This window comes from Paenibacillus sp. Soil724D2 (assembly GCF_001427935.1).
In the GTDB taxonomy this organism is placed as follows: domain Bacteria; phylum Bacillota; class Bacilli; order Paenibacillales; family NBRC-103111; genus Paenibacillus_E.
Genome location: NZ_LMRY01000012.1, coordinates 148009 through 167587, shown reverse-complemented (window position 1 = coordinate 167587; position 19579 = coordinate 148009). Strand labels below are relative to the sequence as shown.

The window sequence follows — 19579 nt, the reverse complement described above, 5'->3', positions numbered from 1 at the left end:
TGCGTATGACTTGTATGACTTGTATGACTTGCAGAATAAATTTCAAAAAAGCATTTGACATTCACGTTGCGTAAAGCTGTACAGTTAAGTTGTCAGGAGGTGAACAGATGGAATACACCGTGCAGCATCTGGGCAAATTGGCTGGGGTCAGCACCAGAACGCTTCGATATTATGATGAGATTGAACTTCTTAAGCCGGCAAGAATCAATTCGTCAGGATACCGAATCTATGGTCAAGCGGAAGTGGATAGGTTACAACAAATTCTGTTCTACAGAGAGTTAGGCGTCAGTCTGGACAGTATTAAAGAAATTGTCACCGCCCCTTCCTTCAATGGAGCCAATGCCCTGAAAGAACACCGTGAACAACTCCTCGACAAAAGAAAACAATTAGATGCATTGATTGCAAATGTTGAAAAAACAATTGCCTTAACCGAAGGGAGAGTAACCATGACAGATAAGGAGAAATTCGAAGGCTTCAAGCAAAAGATGATCGAAGATAACGAGGAAAAATACGGGGAAGAAATTCGCGAGAAGTATGGCGATGAAACCGTGGATAAGTCCAACCAAAAAATCAAAAACATGACACAGGAACAGCAAGACGAGATAACGCGATTGGCGAATGAAGTTAAAGCTACATTGGCGGAAGCTTTCAAAAATGGGGACCCTGCCAGTGAACTGGCTCAAGCAGCCGCGGGTTTGCATAAGATGTGGTTAAGCTATTACTGGAACGAGTATAGTAAAGAAGCGCATGCTGGTTTAGCCCAAATGTATGTGGATGACGAACGGTTTAAGGCTTACTATGATGAAAAGCAGCCCGGTACGGCAGAGTTTCTGAGAGATGCCATCCATATTTACACTGGTTTGAAGAAGTAATTCTATTGAATGGGACACTAGCACTTTTTCTATTATCCCGTTAATCATCCAGTTCTTTTACAAGAATCTGAATATACTAGTATTGTACCAGTCGCCAGCTGCTACGCTCATGTTTCTACTCTTACTAAAAGAAGCACAGAACCCTCAAGGGTCCTGTGCTTCTTTGCCTTCTATCGAATTCTTACTTGGCGACTGTTCCTACAGTTGGCTTCACGAGCGCCTTACTTTGCCATACACGGCTCTTCCACCTTAGATACATGAGTAGACCTCTAACCCATTCATCTACTGCAAATGCGACCCATACGCCTAGCAGGCCCATTTTCATGACAATACCTAACCAATATGCAAGCGGCACTGCGATCCCCCACATCGATAGAATCCCCATGAAGACTGGAAATCTAGCATCTCCAGCGGCACGAAGGGAGTTAATGACAACTAGATTAAATGTCCGGCCAGGTTCTAAGAGAACGGAGAGTATTAAAATACTAGAACCCATCGCAATAATTTCCGGATTGTCGGTGAATAGCCCTATCAGATCCTTGCGGAAAATAGAAGCAATTCCCACAACCACAAAGGTCACAAGAAGACTAATCCGCAAGCTGCGAATTAACTTATGATAGGCTGCCTTGAATGCCCCAGCACCTACCATATGACCCACGATGATTTCGGTCCCCATTCCTATTGCCATAGCTAGCGCCATGAAGTAATTAGTTATATTCATCATGTAGATATGCGTACTCAAAGCCGCTTGACCGATGATATTAATAAAACTGACGATCATCATATGTTGAGACTGCCAAGACAGGTGCTCACCGGCTGACGGTATGCCGATGCTCATGATTTGCTTCACAATACGGCTGTCGTATGTGACATAGTGCTTCAAACGAATCGGTACGGGAATACGGCGATATAAGATGACAATCAAAACGATAAGCCCAATAAGACGGCTTACAACAGTGGATACCGCAGCCCCTGTTACTCCCCATTCCGGAAAACCAAGGTTTCCAAAGATAAGAAGGCTGTTACCAGCTACATGAATCAGGTTCACACCCAACGTAACAAACATGACGTCTCTAGTCTGACCATTGGAACGGAGCACAGATGAAATCGCATAGGACAACGCCTCAATCCATATAAACGCGCCAATGATATTTAAATACTTTTTGGCTATCTCTACCTGCTCCGGCGCCAAATTCATTAGACGCATCAGCGATTCACCAAAGACAACCAACAAAATGCTAATCAAAATTCCAAAAATCAAATTTATCGTAATCGCGAGAGCTGAAATGCGGCTGGCTTCTTTTGCCCTACCGGCGCCAAGATTTTGTGCCACAGCCACACTCGTTCCAATCCCAACGAAGCCAAACATCATAATGCAGAAAACAATAATTTCGTTTGCTAAACCGACTGCTCCAGTCACTTGATCCGAGATCAGACTGAGCATAAACACATCTGCCGTTCCCAGCATCATCCGCAGGACGGAATCAACGAAAATCGGCCATGTGACAGCGAATAGACCAAGCTTTTTCCAAGATGCTATCGATTCCATGTCCTTCAATCCCTACACTTTCTCCGTTCAAATGTTATTAGTGTAGGATACGTAAGCGATTGCAGTCAAATGCTATTAAAATCCATTAAAAAATACATTGTCACGTGATACCTTTAAGTTGGACTATACGTGAATAATAAGCCTGAGACTGCTCACAATAATGAAGGTTTGAAAATAAGATCAAAGGACGTGGGCTAATGTCGAACCAACAAAAAAGTCAAAACAATCCACAAAACAAAGGTAAAAACAGTAACAAGAATAAAAACAACAGTAATAACGGCATTGATGATGCAAATAAACATGCCGGTAACTAAAAGCTAGAAAAAAGCCTTGGGAATCGGCTCCGATTTCCAAGGCTTTCTCTACTGTTCCTAAAGTGTCCTTTTAACCTTTAACGCTAACCCATGCACCACGGTTATCCGCGGATTCGATTTCAGCCTCAGCAATTTCAATGCTACCCATTGTACTGGAGGGAGTCGCTATTGAAATATTTTCACCTGAAAGTAGCGTCTCAATAAAATATTTAAGTTCGTTATAGTAACCCATTTCCAGGGATAGTTCAGGACTGAAGCCTTTTCCTTCATTCACATTTACTTGTAAGGAATCGCCTTTGAAAACGACATTGCCTTTTTCAAAATTAACTCGGAACTGCATGTCGAAGCCATAATCTCCTTCAAGCGTCCAATCTGCTTGAGCATTGATGACTTTGCCATCTTCATACAGATAGTTGGCAGAAACCACATCATATCCGCTGCCGGGAACGACATTTCGTGCCAAACAGGATACGGATTCAGGCTTACCGAACAACCAATGTATCATATCAATATCATGAACGTGCATATCTAGCAGTGCTCCGCCGCTTTTCTCTTTTTGTGTAAGCCAAGGTCCCCATGTCGGAGTTGCTCCCCCGCGGTAGAAATAACCCCCCAGTGCCTGACCAAACGTTTTCTCCTCAACAACCTGCTTGAGGTATACATAGGCCGGCCAGAATCTTAAGCATTGACCTATCATTAACTGCTTTCCATTCGCCTCGGCTGCCTGAATCATATCTTTACATTCCGCCGCATTGAGCGCCATCGGTTTTTCACACAAAACATGAAGACCATGATTCAAACATTGAACCGCTATGTCTCTGTGTAGATAAGTAGGCAGTGCAATATCTACGTAATCAAGCTGTTCCTTCTCAAGCATTTCGCTCACACTTGTATATTTATTGTAGCGGCCGAAGTCAATGCCAGATGAACCCGTATCGATGTTGCCTGCAGCCGCGCGACCTTCAAGCTTCTCATTGTCAATATCGCACAAAGCCACAACTTGAATGGGAACTCCTTCTGACTCCAGGCGAACGTAATTCTCCAGATGAGTCCTGCCCATAAAGCCTAATCCAATTAATCCGATTCTTAGCATGTTGATTACTTCCTCCCTAAGATGGCGTCCATGGCACCCGATGTATTATAAATAATCTGTTCACCATGATGCGTATAACCTGGAATCATTTCGGCAATGACATAATCGTCATACCCGATAGTTTGAAGGGCTTTCATAACCTCTGGATAATTAACATCACCGGCTAGAAGATCCACAAAACCGTGCAAGCCTCCTGCGGCGCGGCGGTAATCTTTGAAATGCACTTTTTTGATACGTTTATTTAAAATGGAAATCCAATGCTCTGGATAGCCGGCATATAAGACATTCCCTACATCAAAGTAAGCACCCACATATGGCGAATTGATTTTATCGATAAAGTCTCTCATTTCAAGCGGGGATAGTAAAAATTTGTTCCATACGTTTTCTATACCAATGGATACCTTCAATGAATGGGCAACATCGGAAAGCTCATTGAAAGCTTCCAAAGCGTAGTCATAGGCTTGATCATATGGAACCACTTCAGAATCCGGAATGAAATCAACGCCAACAGCACCTGGCACAACCAATATCGTATCAACACCTAGAATTGCAGCGTTCTCCAATTGTTTCTTGACGATATCTTTCGCTTTTTGACGCGTTTGTGCATGTCCACTTGTTAAAGAATAAGTCCAGTATAATCCACTGGCTAAGCTCGAAAGCTCAATGCCCTGATCTTCCGCAAGCTTACGGTATTCCTTGATTTCGCTTTCTTTACTTTCCAAGCTTAATTGGCCAGTCTCATTTAGAGCCAACTCAATGCCGTCGAATCCTGCTTGTTTAACTACGGTTATACATTGCTCCACATTCATAGAGCCTGGAAATGACCAAATATTAATCCCTTTTTTCATCGTTATCTCCTCCGTCTCTTCCCTTTATTATAAAAGAGCCGCGCTCGATAAGATTTATCCAAAAAGCCGATTTATTTGCACTTTTGCAAAAACGGATATGGTAAAATGAGATTAACACTGAGTTTGGAACAAGATCGAGTCTGAGAGAGGACGAGCAGCATGGATTTCCCAAGTATACAACTACAGGAATCACTTACCATTCAAACCCTCTTTTCCTTTCATTATTTCGAGTATGCAAAGGGATTTGTATTTGACGGAGAACAACATGACTTCTGGGAGATTCTTTACGTGGACAAAGGGGAAGTTGAAGTTCGTGCCGATGATCACATTCATACCCTACATCAAGGAAATATGATCTTCCACAAACCCGAGGAATTCCATACGGTTAGCGTGAAGCACGAGCATACACCGCCAAATCTTATCGTCATATGCTTCGAATGCACGTCTCCTGCCATGGCTATTTTCGAGAAAAAGATTCTGGCATTAGGAGATCGGGAAAGAAATATCCTATCCCTCATAATCCAAGAAGGGTTTCAGGCGTTCCTGCCCCCTTTTGACAAACCAACCGTTCATCATTTGGAAAGAAATCCGCATGCGCCTTTTGCCAGCGAACAAATGATCAAATCCTATTTAGAGGTTTTGTTAATCACACTCATTCGGAATCAAGAGCAAGCTTCCACGCCAGATTCTATGAAATACAAACAATCATCCCTTCAAAAAGAAAAAGCCGAACAACGAATCGTTCAGCAAATCATGGAGTATTTGAAAGCCAATCTTTCTCAATCCTTCACGCAAGACCATTTATGCCAAACGTTTCACTTGGGCAAAAGCCGATTGAAGGAACTTTTCCAATCCCAGATGCAGACAGGCGTCTTGGAAGCTTTCAAGTCCCTCAAAATTGAACAAGCCAAAACATTTATTAGAGATGGCCGATATAATTTTACAGAGATTGCAGCCATGTTGGGGTACGCCAGCATTCACTATTTTTCAAGAGATTTCAAGAAAACCGTTGGCATGCCGCCTTCCGCCTATGCAAAGTCCGTTAAAGCTCGTTTGTAGCATGAACAGGGGCTGTCCCGAACTAACATGGCCTGACGGTCACCACCATGAATGCTGAGTCCCAACCAAACTTTGTAGAGGGAACGTCGATCCGCTATTTGGACGAAAAACACACGAAATGCTGAGGAAGAGGAACGATGATGCGTTATTTCGCATTTTTTTCCTCCGGATCGTTTATTTTGATCAAATAGCGCACTCACGTTCCTCTATTTTGATTTTCATTGCAGAATTCCCAAAATAACGAATCGACGTTCCCCAAACTAGAGGTCAAGTGAGACTTTCCCTTTTAATCGACAGAAAACAAAAAAAGAGAAGGCAAGTATAACCTTGCTTTCTCTTTTTTGTTGAACTGGCCCTTATTTGATGACTTTCAATAAACGCTTAGCCGTTCCATTCTGCGTTTCGATTGTTTCATACACATTGACCGTGAAAGGATAGCTGAATTGATCGGTTGTAATATTCGTTGCATCCAGCATTTGTTTCCCGCTGATTAACTTATTTACACCTGTGAAGGAAGCGTCCTTAGAACCGACAACACGTCCGGCGTTATCAACAATTTCAAATTTCAATTTCGAGAAGTTGTTGTCAACCACGACATTTTCTTTCTGTTTAATGTCCAGATCAAGTCGGAACTTGTACGTATACGCCAATTGAGCAGTCGTCTGTGTGCTCACTGTGACATCATTGAACGTCAGATCAAATGGATATAAGGAAATGGTGGAATCCGTTTCTTCCTTCTGTACATCCGTTTGCAGAGCGGCAATCGTTGTTGTAAAAGGTGCAGCAGCCACGGAATCGAGCAGCTTTAACGAGAAGCTTGTTCTCTCTTCGGTTTGCGGCACAATGTAGGAGTAGCTTACTACGTAGCTTAATCCAGGATTTAGCGTCGTCGTTACATTCGTTTGGCGGGAACCTTGATAAGTAACACCATGTGCATTAACCAATTCCGATAGGAAGGCAGGCGTTGCTGTAGGCGTTGTACTCGTATTCGTTAATTTGAACTTAGCTACCGCAGTTTGGTAGCCTTCACCTGGATTCTCATGCAGATGAAGCTCCATAAGCGATACTTCTGTTGACTTATCAACAACTTTGGTCAAAGCATCAAATGTGATCGGCTGACCCATTGTGTAAGGCGCTGCAGCAGAATTCCCATGCTCTTTTGGCCATGCGATAGCTAGTTTTCCAGTTGCTAGCGTAATGGCTTGACCTCCACCTTTGGGTACAAACGTATCCGTCGATACAACGAGAAGGTTAGACAGTGTCACACCATTTTCCACTGGAATCGCGAAATGAATGTATTTCTTTTCGCCTGCCTCCAAGGTCACCGGGTCTACTTCGGAACGTTTGCCTTCATAACTTTTCAGCTCGGACTGCGCGTCCATTCGGAAAGCAGGAACGGTTTCCCGCCCCGCGCCGGGATTACTAGCTAATACCGTTACGACAGCTACGCGGCCTGACGCCGTATTTTGCATAGAAACTTCGACTGGTGAATAGGTCAGTCCTGAATTAACCCCTGGAATGGTGAATGCTTGACCCCATGCTAAGTTTTCGAGACTCTGCAAAGCTGTATTTCCTGTACCGCCATACCACACGGATTTAGTTGGTATAGCTAGCAGTGTAGTTTCCACCTTTGGATAGGAATAGATATCTACATTGACGAAGGATAATTGCTCAATTTGACCAATTTCCTTGCTATCAACGGAAGTCATGTACACAAGCTCGCCGATTTCTTTGGGCTGCAAAGCTTCTTTATTGCTCGCACTTGGTTTCAAGGTATACGAAACGCCACTAGCAGTTTGAACACGAAGCTCGTGCTCGGGAACTCTGTTCTGCACGGCACCTCCGTTATATAAGCGAACAGTAACCGCAAGTTGTGAACCTGACGCGGTTGGCGTCACGGCTGCACTTTTGATCGCGGCACGTATATCAGGTGTCAATCCGTAATTGACTGTTGGTGCAGAGGCACTAGGCGTCGTTGAGTCGGCCGCCCATACGGCCGTGCCGCCTTGAACGATCATTGCTCCTAGCATGATAGCTGTCAGACTAGATTTCCATGGTTTGTTTTTCATGTAAGTACTCTCCTTATTGTGAAGTTTCGCTGATGTCTATTTGGCTGTTGGTGTTGTTGTCGGCTGCGGCCCCGCGCTAGCATTAGCACTGTCTACTTTTTGTCCGTCCTTCAAGGTGTTCTGTCCGGCAGTAACCAATTTCTCGCCGTCTTTGACGCCTTCAATCACTTCTTGATACTCTCCGTTAATGCGTCCTAATTTCACTTTCCGTTTCTGATATTGATCACCTTGCTGAACAAAGACGAAGGTATCGGACTCTTCACGAATGATGCTTAATGTAGGAATAGCAACCACTTGTTCTTCCGTCTCAGTCGTAAGCTGTACCATGAATCGATTACCTGGCTGCAGCAGATGATCGCTATTGGGAACTTCCAGTTCTAACGTGTACGTTTTTGTTGCAGCACTCATAATAGGTGCCAAATAGCTAATTTTAGCTGTTCCTTTTTTGTCAGGAGTATCCGGATTATAGTAAATGAGTTCTTGCTTTCCTTTAACAAGGAGGAAATTCGTTTCTGTAAGCTCGGTTTTGATTTTGATTGGATCAATCTGCTGGACTTGCCCAACTTTCCCTGCCGCGGCAGCTACTGTTTGCCCAACCACTACGTTGAAATCCGTTAGAACTCCGTTACCTGGTGCTTTAACTTGATAATTCTCTAATGAGCGAGTCGCATCTTCTAGAGATAGGCTTGCGGATTCAGCCTGTGTTTGAATTGAAGAGATAGAATCCGAGTTGTCAAAAGCTGAAAGCTTGCTCTGTGCAGCATCTAGATTCATCTTGGCGCTATCCAGCGCTTGTTTGGATTGATCCACCTGATGCTGAACGGCAATGCCTGCGTCATATTCATTACGAACTTTGTTGTATTCTTGCTCAGCATTCTTGACTGCCGTTTGCGATCTAGTTACATTGTCCGCTAGATCCTTGCGGTTATTTACTTTATTATCCTTTGCTTGCTGCAAGGATTCTTGGGCACTTCTTACAGAAAGCTCACTTTTCCTTTTGGCAGATAAGGCATCTTTATTATCAATAACGAAGAGAATATCCCCCTTCTCAACATACTCTCCACGTTTTCTCAGCACTTCCGTTACTTCACCGTTAGCTTTCGATACGACATCAAGCGTCGTTCCTGCCGCTACATCAGCAACTTGTTCGATCGGATTGCTAATTTTCTGCTTCTTTATGACATCTGTTTTAATCGCCTTTGGTGCTAACTGCACCGTTGCAGCCCCTTTTGCACCTGGAGCTGAACAAGCTGAGGCCAGGACCGCCGCAGCGGTCAATAGGACTATCACCCCCATCGAACGGGATTTAAATTTTCGTTTCCGCGAACTATCGTTAATCATCTATGTGCCTCCTTATACCTCTAACATCGTTTTTTCGTTTACTTTCTTACGATTGAACATACGACCTATACGGTTCTTTATACTTTCAATCAATTCGTACACAATCGGTACGACAACTAGTGTCAATAGCGTAGAGGTAATCAAACCACCGATAACGACTACACCCAGTCCTTTACCGATTAATCCGCCTTCTCCAGAAATACCGAGCGCAAGAGGCACCAATGCCATAATGGTAGCTCCAGCGGTCATAATAATAGGACGAAGTCTTACTTTTCCCGCTTCAATTAGAGCATGACGTACCGTGTATCCATCTTCGCGCAGCTGTTGGGCACGATCGATTAATACAATCGCATTCGTCACTACGATCCCAATAAGCATGAGGAAACCAATCATAGAGGTTACGGTTAACGGCTCTCTTGCTATGACAAGTCCGAGAAGACCCCCAATAACTGCAAGCGGTAGAGAGAACAAGATGGCGAATGGTGCACTTGCATTTCCAAAGGCCAATACCATAATCAAGTAAACTACGAATATGGCCGCAGCCATCGCGATGAACAACTGCATGAAGCTTTCATTCACATCATCCGAAACACCACTAATTTTGGGTGTCACGCCTTCAGGCAATTCGATATCTTTCATCGCAGCGCTGATTTTGGCACTCACACCCGTTTTATCAGCTGCATTGATTTTTGCAGTCACTTTCACAAGCTGCTGCTGTTTCTCACGTGCGAGCGAAGCAGCGCCTTTCGTTTCACTGACCTTAGCTACTTCTTTCAATAAAACCTTTGATCCATTCGATCCGGTCAATGGGATATTGCCTAGCTTTTCTAGTGTATCTTTGTCCGATTTATCTAACGATACCGTTGTTGTATAAACGATATTATCGAATTTCATGTCTCCTAGATTTTGCTTTTGAATCCACGCACGTGCGGTATCACGAACAGTCGATGAGCTTAATCCGTATGCTCTCGCTTTTTTCTGATCCACAGCAATTTCAATTTCTGTTTTGGCATCACTCAGGTTATCCCCAATTTCACTTAGCTCCGTGAATGTATTTAGCTTCTCTTTAACCAAACCGGCCGCTTTCTCTAATTGAAGCTGATCCTCCCCTTGCAGCGTATAGGCAAAGTCAGTCGATGAGACACCGAAATCACCTTCCATGGATTTAAGCTCTACTTCAGATCCGCTTGGAAGTTCAGAGAGAATATAAGCTTTCATTTGGTCTTTTACTTGATTCGGATCGACCTTGTCATTCACTTGGACAAAAATCTGTGAAGCATATGGCGTCCGTTCGTCATCTTTACCTGCATAACCGACTAAGGCTTCAACGAATTTGAACACAGGCTCGCCATTGGAATCTTTCGTATCTAGCAAGACGGTTTCAATTTCTTTCGTTTTCGCATCTGTAGCCTCAAAAGAAGTCGCATACGGCATTTTTAGCTGGAAGTACATCGTTGTCGCCGGCTTCGAGCTAGGCAAGAACGAAACCGATAGGAAAGGTACTGTCGCTGCAATTGTGACTACCAGCATAAGTCCTGAAATTAACAATGTTTTTATCCGATTTTTCAAACTCCATGTTAATGCCTTTTCGTAGAATGTTGTTAATTTAGTTGGCTTTGATTCATCATGGTGTCCCTTACCCGGCTTACTGCGAAGAACGAGCAATTTAGCGAGCATCGGAATAACCGTTAAAGCTACAATTAAGGAAGATAAAAGTGCGCAAGCAATGGTTAAAGCAAAGGGTCTAAAGAACCCTCCCACAACACCCGTTACTAGAGCAAGTGGTGCAAAAACCCCTACGGTTGCCAAAGTTGAGGACGTAATAGCCATCGAAACTTGCTTTGTCGCTAAGGCAATGACAGATTCTTTGCGTTCCTGCGCTTTTTCCAACGAAGCATATATGTTCTCGATAACAACGATGGAATCATCGACTACGCGACCTACTGCAATAAAAATACCACCGAGTGTCATCGTATTGAGCGTCAAATTTAATTGCGACATTAATAATAATGTGATCAAAATGGAAAGTGGTATCGAGACGAGAACAATGAGTGTCATCCGAATGTTCCTCAAGAAAATAAGAATCATTAAGGAAGCCAATATCGCCCCTACAATTCCTTCACGTACAAGTCCTGTAATCGATTTTTTAATTTGATCTGCACTATCGTAGGTGTTTTTGAAAGTAATATTGGGCAGTGATGTTTCCCACTCCTGAATGAGCTTCTCGATGGATCCTGAGAAATCAACCGCATTAGCACTGCCTGCTTTGTACAAAATCATACCAACAGCTGGCTTGCCATCCAGTCTGCCATTGAAGTCAGATTCCGTTATCGCCTTTACCTTAGAGACTTGATCTAGTGTTACAATATCTCCTTTAGGTGTGGTGATTTCAACCTGTTGCAAATCGTACAAGCTTGATAAATTGCCAGTGACACGAGTCATCTTATTGTTGCCGCTAATTTCTACGCTACCGATAGGACTCTTCGTCGCAGCGGAATTAATTGCATTGCTCACTAGAGCCGGTGACAATCCATATACATCAAGCGCAGCAGCATCCAGCTCAATATCGAGCGATGTGCTTCTGGCACCAATAACGTCCATATGGTCGATCCCTTTAATTCCTTCAAGACCTGGCTTGATTTTATCTTTAAAAGACTTGTCGAGCTCTGTTTGGCTTACCCCGTCCTTCGCATAAGCGACTAAGTAATTGGAAGGGAAAGATGCAGCACCGAATGTTGACGCTTTTGGCGCTCCTGCAGCAGCCGGAAGCTTAACTTCAGCCAACATATCTTGAACGGCCTGCTTCTTCTTGTCAATATCTACATTTTGTTTGAACAGAACGATAATCATGGAGAAATTATCACTCGAAGTTGAAGTTATGGAATCAAGATCTTCAATGTTCGCTAGCTTTTCTTCAATAGGAGCCGTAATTTCATCCATGACATCCTTGGGCGCTCCTGTATAGGTAGTTGTTACAGCAACTACTGGAAAAGAAACGTTTGGCATGTTCTCTACTTTAAGCTGTGTGGATGAATAAAATCCGCCAACAAAAAGCATGATCATGATAATGAATAATGCCGAGACATTCTTCATGGAAAACTGTGTTAATCGATTCATTCCTGTACTCCCCTCATGACAAGCGTAAACTTATTCTCATCAAATGTTTATAAGCTAACCATACAGGTTCAATATGAACCCAATATGAACAAATAAAAAAAGTCACCAATCATCTCCGTGAATAACACGGGGATCTATTGGTGACCTTCTTTAACTAACATAGAAACTGTGGCAGGTTATGATAAAAACCGCCGCCATATAAAAGGTGCCATTTCCTAATTGATTATTATGCTAACTTTTCAATTACAATAGATGCGCTTACTACAGGTGTGCCTCCACCAATAGCGTTTTGCAATACCAAATTCCCCATATTATCAATCCGATTCAATGTTAACGTACCACCTGCCGTTAATTGAGTAACGACCTGACCTTGGTAAGGTTGGTTTCCTGCGTTTGTACCATAATTGCTGCAAAGTACCAAGGAAGCTGGAGTAGGACCAGCTGGATCAAAAAACAAACCAAACGCATTATTACCTGGTGTAGGGAACACTTCCCAACTTATAAGATAGGTGCCAGACTGAAGGATATTGATCGTTTGCGGAGCTGTGAATGAAATGGCCGTACCAGTGATAAGAGAATTATTGAAAGTAACGGCTTCTCCTTGCCCGCCGGGGACTGATGCAGCATCAACGTTTTGTTCCTCTGTGCTGCAAAGGAAAGCGAATGAAGATATCCCTCCAGCTGGACCTTGCGGTCCTTGCGGTCCTTGCGGTCCTTGTGGTCCTTGTGGTCCTTGTGGTCCTTGTGGTCCTTGTGGTCCTGGAGGGCCTGGGGGGCCAGGTACTCTACCCATAAAAAATCACTCCTTATTTGTTGTCAAAATTAAGGTATTCACCTAACAACGTTTTGGCTGGGCTATTTTACCTCAAAGGCAAATTAATTTCTAATTTAATAAATGCACACATTTTCTATTCCATTGTATTCTTGTCCATACACTTCCAATTTCCTAACATATTCTATATAGGACTTTCTTTACAGGATTAAGGAGGAAAATGATGGACAAAGGAAGCGGTTTAGTCGGTATCATGGTTGCTAACCAGTATGAAAGAAAGTATGCCCTGCAAAAATATCTGAATTGCAATACGACCCATATGAAATTATTCTGTTTTACCCCAGATGATATTGATTGGAAACGAAATAGCATATCCGGCATACATCGTATAAACCGAAAATGGCTTCTAAGTAAATTTCCTTTCCCCGATGTTGTTTACAATCGTTGTTATCGTTTTAACCCTAAAATCATCGAACGTTTAGGTAAAATAATCGGAAGTGACAAATGTTTCAATCATATCAACCAATTTAATAAGCACGAGATTCATATTCATTTAAGCCAATGGCTCGCACAATATTTACCGGAAACTATCTTGTATGACAGGGAAAATGTTTTGAGCTTACTAGATACTCATAAGGTCCTATACGTTAAACCTTGTTATGGAAATAAAGGGAAAAGCGTTTATCGTGTGGAGGTGAAAGATTCGAAGGAGATTCACATTGGGGAGCATCATTTTTCACCTAAAATCATCGTAAAAGATCCCCTGCAATTCCAAGCGAGCATTGATAAGCTTGTGGGATCCACCCCTTACATCATCCAAAAAGGCGTCGATATTCAACCACTTAACGAACAAGTATTCGATATCCGAGTACTCGCACAAAAAAATAAGAGAGGTCAATGGTCTGCCACCAACGTTATCAGTCGGCTCGCTCATAAAGGCTTCTTTAACACAAGCATGTGCGAGAAGGTTTGTTTATCCGAAAAAGCGCTTAAACAATTGTATCCTCCTGATAAAGTTAATGACATCATTCGCTCGATTTACGACATAAGTTTAAGAGCGGCGGAAATCATTGAAATGGGAACCCACTACCATCTAGGTGAACTTAGTGTTGACCTTGTGCTGGACAGCGCCGGATTTCTTTGGATCATAGAAGTGAACGGAAAGCCACAAAAAGAACTGTATGATGAGATAGACAAGCGTGACAGGGTTTATAAACGCCCATTAGAATATGCTCGCTATTTGCGTAAAAAATGATTTACAGATAACCTACTATATGGGTTACAGCTTGGCGTGGTTACATGTTTTAATAGGAAAAGGACAGCATAAACATCTGCTGTCCTCTTTTATTTATTAGTTGGATATATCAGAATCGGTATCGTAACGACAAACAACGTTCCTCTATCGATCTCACTCTGCAGTTCAATAGTACCATGGTGAAGTTCAACAATTTTCCTTACAATCGCAAGTCCCAAACCGCTTCCGTCTGTCTCGCGCTGTCTGGACGCATCCGCCTTATAAAATCGTTCAAATATCCGTTCTTGATCCGAGGCAGCGATTCCAATGCCACTATCTTGAATGCGAATGCGAATCCTGTCATTGAGAGGTTCTAACTGAATGTGTATTGTCCCTCTTAAGGGTGTGAACTTGATTGCGTTCCCAAGAAGATTCATCCATACCTGGCTTAATTGGTCTGCATCAGCGGTAACTTTCACTCGAGGAAGCTCCAAGTCCAGCTCCAATTGCTTACTTGACCACTGCGGCTCATAGAATACAACAACTCTACGTAATTGTTCATCTAGATCGTATGTGGTTGGGTGAAAAGGATGATGCTCCGACTCCAGAGACGCCAGCTTCAATAAATTATCACTGAGGCGTGATAATCGCTCACTCTCACGTTCAATGATTTCCAAGTAACGTGCACGCTCCGCCTCGTCAATATCTGAACCCCTTAGCGCCTTGGAAAAGCCCCGGATCGACGTAAGAGGAGACTGAATTTCATGGGAAACGTTCGAAACAAAGTCTTGCCGCATTTGTTCTAGCTGTTTCAGTTCGCCAGCCATATGATTAAAACTTTGAGCTAACTGTCCTAGCTCATCCTTTTGTTTCACTGAAACATGAACATTAAAATTGCCTCTAGCTAATCGTTCCGTAGCCAGCGTCAATTTTTTTAATGGATTTACTAGATAGCGAGATGCGACGAGAATGAGCAAGCTGCCGACAATAAGTACGATGAGAAGTACAGTAATGACAGCTGTCTGCACTTGACGACGAGCTACCTCGGAGAAGTTTGGATGAATGAATAGGGCATAAGTTTTGCTATCAACTTGGAGAGGCAATCCTACCTTAATCTGATTGAATGGATCTTTGGGCATCCCATAGTCTAAACTTTTATAAATGCTGCCATGTAGAACATAGGCCACTTCCGATGCTTCAATACGAGGATTCCCTTTTTTGTCCAAAGAGATCGCCGTCGCCGGCTCTCCGTTTTCGTAAAATAAAGTCAAGGTGTAGTTATCGTTTAATCGGTTGCTTCCTGCCACAAAAGAATCAAGATTTTTCGGCTGAATGTCTTCACTCAACGTGACTAGTTGCCGGCCTATCGCGAGCATGTCTGCTTGAAATTCCGTGGTAATCAGATTTCTGAAAAAGACCGTTGCCAACGGAAAGGCGACTGACACACTAACCACAACTATGGCCAGAAATGTCAGCACCACGCGCAGATAAAGCGACCTTATCTTAATCATGCATTCACCTCGAGCCTGTACCCAAGTCCACGAATGGTCGTAATACGAAACTCCTCCGTCAGTGGTTCGAACCGCTCTCGCAAACGTTTAATATGAACATCAACCGTTCGGTCATCACCTTCATAATCCATCCCCCAAATCTGCTCAATGAGCTGCGTACGGGTGAAGATTTGTGCTGGATAACTTGCAAGCTTATAGAGGAGCTCGAACTCTTTTAAAGGAAGCGCCAAGCGCTGATCCTGTAATCGAACCTCGAATGCCGTGCGATCAATCAGCACATTACCGAGTGTGATCGTCTGAGAGGCGTTGATCCGATAACGCTTAAGCAAAGCTTTAACACGCATTACCAATTCCACGGGGTCAAAAGGCTTCACAAGATAGTCGTCCGTGCCAAGCTGGAAACCTTTCACCTTGTGGACGGACTCGCTTTTGGCTGTCACCATAAGGAGGGGCAAATCTTCATATTGCGCCCTTAATTCGCGACAAAGTTCCCAACCGTCCATCAAAGGCATCATGACATCCAATACGACTAAATCCGCCGGTGTTGTTTCAAGCATGCTGAGCGCTTCTTGTCCATTGCTTGCCTGCATGACTGTTAAACCTTCTCTGGCCAAATAAACGCGAATCAACTCTCTGATATCTGCGTCATCATCCACCACCATGATTCTGGTCACGAAACGCTCCGCCTTTCTTGCGGGAAACTTAAGCTAGGTATGGTATCGGATCTTTTGAACCCGCTTCTTCAAAACCCTTCAACCGTAAACGGCAGCTGTCACAAACACCGCAAGCTTCCGCTTTTCCATTGTAACAAGACGTTGTTAGCTCGTAAGGAACACCGATCTTCAAGCCTTCTTCCACAATTCGTGCCTTGGTCCAGTCAATGAGAGGTGTTTCAATCGTGATCCCTTTTCCTTCAACGCCGACCTTGGTGGCAAGGGCAATCACTTCTTCCACTTTATGAATGAATTCCGGACGACAATCCGGATATCCACTGTAATCGAGAGCATTCACTCCGATATATATAGCCTGTGATCCTGTTACTTCTGCATAAGAGGTTGCGATCGAAAGGAATAGCAAATTGCGTCCAGGTACATAAGTCACTGGAATTTCAGATTCCTCTGAACCTTCCGTCAAGCCATCCACAACATTCGGAACATCAATGCTATCATCCGTTAATGCGCTGCCGCCGAAATCACGCAAGAAATCTAGCTTGATGATCTTATGACGACCACTGACACCATAATGCTCAGCGACTTGCTTGGCATTCTCGATTTCGATCTTATGACGCTGACCATAGTCAAAAGAAATCGGATATAGCTCATATCCCGCTTCTTTGGCAAGTCCCATGCACGTTGTACTATCTAATCCGCCACTTAGAATGATGACGGCTCTTTTCTTATCTTCATTGCTTACGCTCATAGTAGACACCTCTTTTTCTTCTTGTGAAAAATGGATAAATAAGCAGATACTCGCTTTAAACGCCGCGCATCGCGGGATCCCAAATGATCTTATGCAGCTGCATATTGAGCTTCACCTTGGACAACCCTGCGTCAAGCATATGCTCGACGAGCTTGCGCGGCGGCATGGTCTCCCACACCGGGCTGAACATCGGCAGCGCCTTCGTCGGGTGCTGCTCAAGCACTTCCACCGCGGTGCGGAAGTCGTGCTCGCTGCCGATGACGAACTTCAACTCGTCCTGCTCGCGCAGCAGGGCGAAATTGCTCATGACCATCTGCTCCATCTCGCCAGAGTCGGGCAGCTTAAAGTCCATGACGTATCGCACCTTCGGCGATGCGACACGCTCTACGAACAGTGCGAGATCGATCGCGCCGTTCGTCTCGATATGCAGGTCATCGACCTGCTCCAGCTCTGCGAGCGCGTCGATTAACGCGAGCGACTTCTCGCCGTACAGGAGCGGCTCGCCGCCGGTAAGGCAAATATGCCGGGAGCGGTACGTCTGGACCTTGCTGATAATTTCAGCAATGGTCATGACGTTCTCCGCTTCCGCGGGCGGGTAGCTGTACTTGGTGTCACACCAGGTACAGCGCAGGTTGCAACCAAAAAGACGGACGAAGACCGTCGGGAACCCGGCACGGGTCCCTTCGCCTTCAACCGTCTCGAAGATCTCGACCATCGGAATGCGGATATCTCGCATTACACATCCTCCTCCATCATCGAGCGTGTGATGGCCGCATAACTAGTCGGCGTTTCCCACAGCCGGATTTCTTCCAGCATGATCGCTGGATAAAGTTGTTCCTCAAGCAAAGCCTGATGAATTTCCTCATACATCCAAACGACCATATTTTCAGCGGTTGTATTCATAGCGGGCAGCACATCATTCAAATATTTATGGTCCAATCGGTCAACGACACGTTCTCTTGCAATACGTTTAATATCACCAAAATCTATAGCGATCCCCCGGTTATCCACTTTTCCGCGCATAATAACTTGCAGTTTATAGGTATGTCCGTGCAGATTTTTACATTTTCCTTCATAACAATGCAAATGATGCGCACTGTCAAACGTAAATTCTTTGGAAATCAAAACGGATTTGTGATGATATTTCAATTGGTTCTCTTGGATGTCACGCCCCAACATTTGCACATCTCTTGGGATATCGTAGCTCATATCTATCACCTCATAATTATGAAAAAAACAGTACTCTACATTCTATCACGAAGAGACCGTTTTTCACAATCAATCTTGCTGTTTTCGTCTTCCCTTTTGCGACCAGTCCAAGTGACCGCGAATCTCCTGAATCCGTTCATTCTCATTACGTAAATCCGATTCAATTAGAGCTGTAAGACTTTCAATTTGATCGACTACGGTATTGGGAAGCTCAACCTCTTCGACTGATTTAACAATATAAAGCAAACATTGCAGCGTCTCATCCATAAGGCTCTTCTTCTTGCCGGTTAAGACGACTTCTGAGAGAAAAATAAGGTGACTAAGCTCTTTTTGCGTCATTTTCAAGAGGAACATCCCCTTTCTTGCTTCCATTATCCAACATTTTCCGACATCGCGAAAGACTCTCTTGACAACTTAAACTATAATATTTATGATTACAGTAATTGTTATTAACTGGTTTACATTTATATCCTTGGAGGGAAACCTAATGAGTACAGAAGTTAAATCCGAAGTTCTTAAAGTTTTAGAAGACCGTCATTCCGTAAAGCAATATCAAGTTGGTCACAAAATGCCAAAAGCTGATTTGGAACAGCTTTTGACGTCCACGTCACAAGCACCATCTTCATGGAACCTTCAACACTGGAAGTTTCTCGTTATTGAAGATCAAGCTCAAAAAGAGAAACTACTTCCTATCGCATATGGACAAAAGCAAATCGTAGAAAGCTCCGTTGTTATCGCTGTTCTAGGCGATCTTGAAGCTAATAAAAACGTAGAACTCGCTTTTGGTCCAGCAGTTGAAGCTGGCCACATGCCAAAAGAAGTGTATGACACTCTTGCCGCTCAAATCGAACGCGCATATCAATATCCACAAGTTGCTCGTGACGAAGCTATTCGTAACGCATCCTTAGCAGCTATGCAGCTTATGATTGCTGCAAAAGCAATGGGCTATGACACATGCCCAATGGGTGGTTACGATGCCGGCAAATTCGTTGAAGCTTTCAACGTTCCAGCACGTTATGTACCTGTTATGCTGATTAGCGTAGGTTTGGCTGCTTCCCCTGCAAGATCTGCAGGTCGCCTTCCTTTGGATCAAATCATCGTTTCCAACACTTTTTAATTAAACAGAAAGGCATGACTTCCATCTTTTATGGGAGTTCATGCCTTTTTTATTT

17 protein-coding genes are annotated in these 19579 nt (G+C 43.7%); 4 read left to right on the top strand and 13 right to left on the bottom strand.

The window, feature by feature from the left end:
- The first annotated feature begins 107 nt into the window (after positions 1-107).
- Positions 108-872: a MerR family transcriptional regulator gene (locus tag ASG85_RS13860; protein WP_060646535.1), complete on the top strand. Its 765-nt coding sequence runs from the start codon at positions 108-110 to the stop codon at positions 870-872.
- A 181-nt stretch (positions 873-1053) separates the two neighbouring features.
- Here ASG85_RS13860 and ASG85_RS13855 read toward each other — a convergent pair whose 3' ends face one another.
- The 3 genes from ASG85_RS13855 to ASG85_RS13845 all read right to left on the bottom strand — a co-directional run bounded on the left by ASG85_RS13855 (position 1054) and on the right by ASG85_RS13845 (position 4676).
- A complete protein-coding gene (locus ASG85_RS13855) occupies positions 1054-2421 on the bottom strand; it encodes an MATE family efflux transporter (RefSeq protein ID WP_060646534.1) in 1368 nt (455 codons plus the stop codon).
- Between the two features lie 384 nt (positions 2422-2805).
- Positions 2806-3828, bottom strand: a complete 1023-nt coding sequence (locus ASG85_RS13850) for a Gfo/Idh/MocA family protein (RefSeq protein WP_060646533.1) — start codon at positions 3826-3828, stop codon at positions 2806-2808.
- A gap of 5 nt (positions 3829-3833) precedes the next feature.
- Positions 3834-4676, bottom strand: coding sequence for a sugar phosphate isomerase/epimerase family protein (locus ASG85_RS13845; protein WP_060646532.1), 843 nt, complete (start codon positions 4674-4676; stop codon positions 3834-3836).
- Between the two features lie 159 nt (positions 4677-4835).
- On the opposite strand from ASG85_RS13845, the gene ASG85_RS13840 reads away from it, so the two are divergent.
- Positions 4836-5735 (top strand): AraC family transcriptional regulator, encoded by a 900-nt coding sequence (locus ASG85_RS13840; RefSeq protein ID WP_060646531.1) that lies wholly within the window; start codon positions 4836-4838, stop codon positions 5733-5735.
- Positions 5736-6091: 356 nt separating this feature from the next.
- On the opposite strand, the gene ASG85_RS13835 is transcribed toward ASG85_RS13840, so the two are convergent.
- From ASG85_RS13835 to ASG85_RS13820, 4 genes are all read right to left on the bottom strand, one after another.
- Positions 6092-7804 carry a hypothetical protein gene (locus tag ASG85_RS13835; RefSeq protein WP_057306919.1) on the bottom strand — a complete coding sequence of 571 codons (1713 nt, stop codon included), beginning with the start codon at positions 7802-7804 and terminating at the stop codon, positions 6092-6094.
- A gap of 36 nt (positions 7805-7840) precedes the next feature.
- Positions 7841-9145, bottom strand: coding sequence for an efflux RND transporter periplasmic adaptor subunit (locus ASG85_RS13830; RefSeq protein ID WP_060646530.1), 1305 nt, complete (start codon positions 9143-9145; stop codon positions 7841-7843).
- Positions 9146-9157: 12 nt separating this feature from the next.
- On the bottom strand, positions 9158-12262 hold the full coding sequence (locus ASG85_RS13825; protein ID WP_060646529.1) for an efflux RND transporter permease subunit: 3105 nt from the start codon (positions 12260-12262) through the stop codon (positions 9158-9160).
- 226 nt (positions 12263-12488) lie between these two features.
- Positions 12489-13055: a hypothetical protein gene (locus ASG85_RS13820; protein ID WP_060646528.1), complete on the bottom strand. Its 567-nt coding sequence runs from the start codon at positions 13053-13055 to the stop codon at positions 12489-12491.
- A 199-nt stretch (positions 13056-13254) separates the two neighbouring features.
- On the opposite strand from ASG85_RS13820, the gene ASG85_RS13815 reads away from it, so the two are divergent.
- The gene (locus tag ASG85_RS13815) at positions 13255-14289 is read left to right on the top strand and encodes a YheC/YheD family protein (protein WP_235550119.1); all 1035 of its coding nucleotides are present in this window, start codon (positions 13255-13257) and stop codon (positions 14287-14289) included.
- Positions 14290-14378: 89 nt separating this feature from the next.
- Here the strand turns inward: ASG85_RS13815 and ASG85_RS13810 are convergent, their stop codons facing one another.
- The 6 genes from ASG85_RS13810 to ASG85_RS13785 form a co-directional block, all read right to left on the bottom strand.
- Positions 14379-15779, bottom strand: coding sequence for a sensor histidine kinase (locus ASG85_RS13810; protein WP_060646526.1), 1401 nt, complete (start codon positions 15777-15779; stop codon positions 14379-14381).
- Positions 15776-16453, bottom strand: a complete 678-nt coding sequence (locus tag ASG85_RS13805) for a response regulator transcription factor (protein ID WP_060646525.1) — start codon at positions 16451-16453, stop codon at positions 15776-15778. Before ASG85_RS13805 ends, ASG85_RS13810 begins: the two co-directional genes overlap by 4 nt.
- Before the next feature lie 28 nt (positions 16454-16481).
- The gene (queC, locus tag ASG85_RS13800) at positions 16482-17198 is read right to left on the bottom strand and encodes a 7-cyano-7-deazaguanine synthase QueC (protein WP_057306926.1); all 717 of its coding nucleotides are present in this window, start codon (positions 17196-17198) and stop codon (positions 16482-16484) included.
- 55 nt (positions 17199-17253) lie between these two features.
- Positions 17254-17934 (bottom strand): 7-carboxy-7-deazaguanine synthase QueE, encoded by a 681-nt coding sequence (locus ASG85_RS13795; protein ID WP_057306927.1) that lies wholly within the window; start codon positions 17932-17934, stop codon positions 17254-17256.
- Complete coding sequence (gene queD / locus ASG85_RS13790; protein WP_060646524.1) at positions 17934-18407, bottom strand: 6-carboxytetrahydropterin synthase QueD; 474 nt, start codon at positions 18405-18407, stop codon at positions 17934-17936. The genes ASG85_RS13795 and queD overlap by 1 nt, the downstream gene beginning before the upstream one ends.
- Positions 18408-18476: 69 nt before the next feature.
- On the bottom strand, positions 18477-18746 hold the full coding sequence (locus ASG85_RS13785; RefSeq protein WP_235549460.1) for a hypothetical protein: 270 nt from the start codon (positions 18744-18746) through the stop codon (positions 18477-18479).
- A gap of 148 nt (positions 18747-18894) precedes the next feature.
- Between ASG85_RS13785 and ASG85_RS13780 the strand changes: the two genes are divergently transcribed.
- Positions 18895-19524 carry a nitroreductase family protein gene (locus ASG85_RS13780; RefSeq protein WP_060646523.1) on the top strand — a complete coding sequence of 210 codons (630 nt, stop codon included), beginning with the start codon at positions 18895-18897 and terminating at the stop codon, positions 19522-19524.
- The last annotated feature ends 55 nt before the right edge of the window (positions 19525-19579 follow it).

What these genes read in the sequence shown, in the direction of transcription:
- ASG85_RS13860 (WP_060646535.1), top strand. Translation starts at nt 108, where the DNA reads ATGGAATACACCGTGCAGCATCTGGGCAAATTGGCTGGGGTCAGCACC.
- ASG85_RS13855 (WP_060646534.1), bottom strand. Translation starts at nt 2,421, where the DNA reads ATGGAATCGATAGCATCTTGGAAAAAGCTTGGTCTATTCGCTGTCACA.
- ASG85_RS13850 (WP_060646533.1), bottom strand. Translation starts at nt 3,828, where the DNA reads ATGCTAAGAATCGGATTAATTGGATTAGGCTTTATGGGCAGGACTCAT.
- ASG85_RS13845 (WP_060646532.1), bottom strand. Translation starts at nt 4,676, where the DNA reads ATGAAAAAAGGGATTAATATTTGGTCATTTCCAGGCTCTATGAATGTG.
- ASG85_RS13840 (WP_060646531.1), top strand. Translation starts at nt 4,836, where the DNA reads ATGGATTTCCCAAGTATACAACTACAGGAATCACTTACCATTCAAACC.
- ASG85_RS13835 (WP_057306919.1), bottom strand. Translation starts at nt 7,804, where the DNA reads ATGAAAAACAAACCATGGAAATCTAGTCTGACAGCTATCATGCTAGGA.
- ASG85_RS13830 (WP_060646530.1), bottom strand. Translation starts at nt 9,145, where the DNA reads ATGATTAACGATAGTTCGCGGAAACGAAAATTTAAATCCCGTTCGATG.
- ASG85_RS13825 (WP_060646529.1), bottom strand. Translation starts at nt 12,262, where the DNA reads ATGAATCGATTAACACAGTTTTCCATGAAGAATGTCTCGGCATTATTC.
- ASG85_RS13820 (WP_060646528.1), bottom strand. Translation starts at nt 13,055, where the DNA reads ATGGGTAGAGTACCTGGCCCCCCAGGCCCTCCAGGACCACAAGGACCA.
- ASG85_RS13815 (WP_235550119.1), top strand. Translation starts at nt 13,255, where the DNA reads ATGATGGACAAAGGAAGCGGTTTAGTCGGTATCATGGTTGCTAACCAG.
- ASG85_RS13810 (WP_060646526.1), bottom strand. Translation starts at nt 15,779, where the DNA reads ATGATTAAGATAAGGTCGCTTTATCTGCGCGTGGTGCTGACATTTCTG.
- queC (WP_057306926.1), bottom strand. Translation starts at nt 17,198, where the DNA reads ATGAGCGTAAGCAATGAAGATAAGAAAAGAGCCGTCATCATTCTAAGT.
- ASG85_RS13795 (WP_057306927.1), bottom strand. Translation starts at nt 17,934, where the DNA reads ATGCGAGATATCCGCATTCCGATGGTCGAGATCTTCGAGACGGTTGAA.
- queD (WP_060646524.1), bottom strand. Translation starts at nt 18,407, where the DNA reads ATGAGCTACGATATCCCAAGAGATGTGCAAATGTTGGGGCGTGACATC.
- ASG85_RS13785 (WP_235549460.1), bottom strand. Translation starts at nt 18,746, where the DNA reads ATGACGCAAAAAGAGCTTAGTCACCTTATTTTTCTCTCAGAAGTCGTC.
- ASG85_RS13780 (WP_060646523.1), top strand. Translation starts at nt 18,895, where the DNA reads ATGAGTACAGAAGTTAAATCCGAAGTTCTTAAAGTTTTAGAAGACCGT.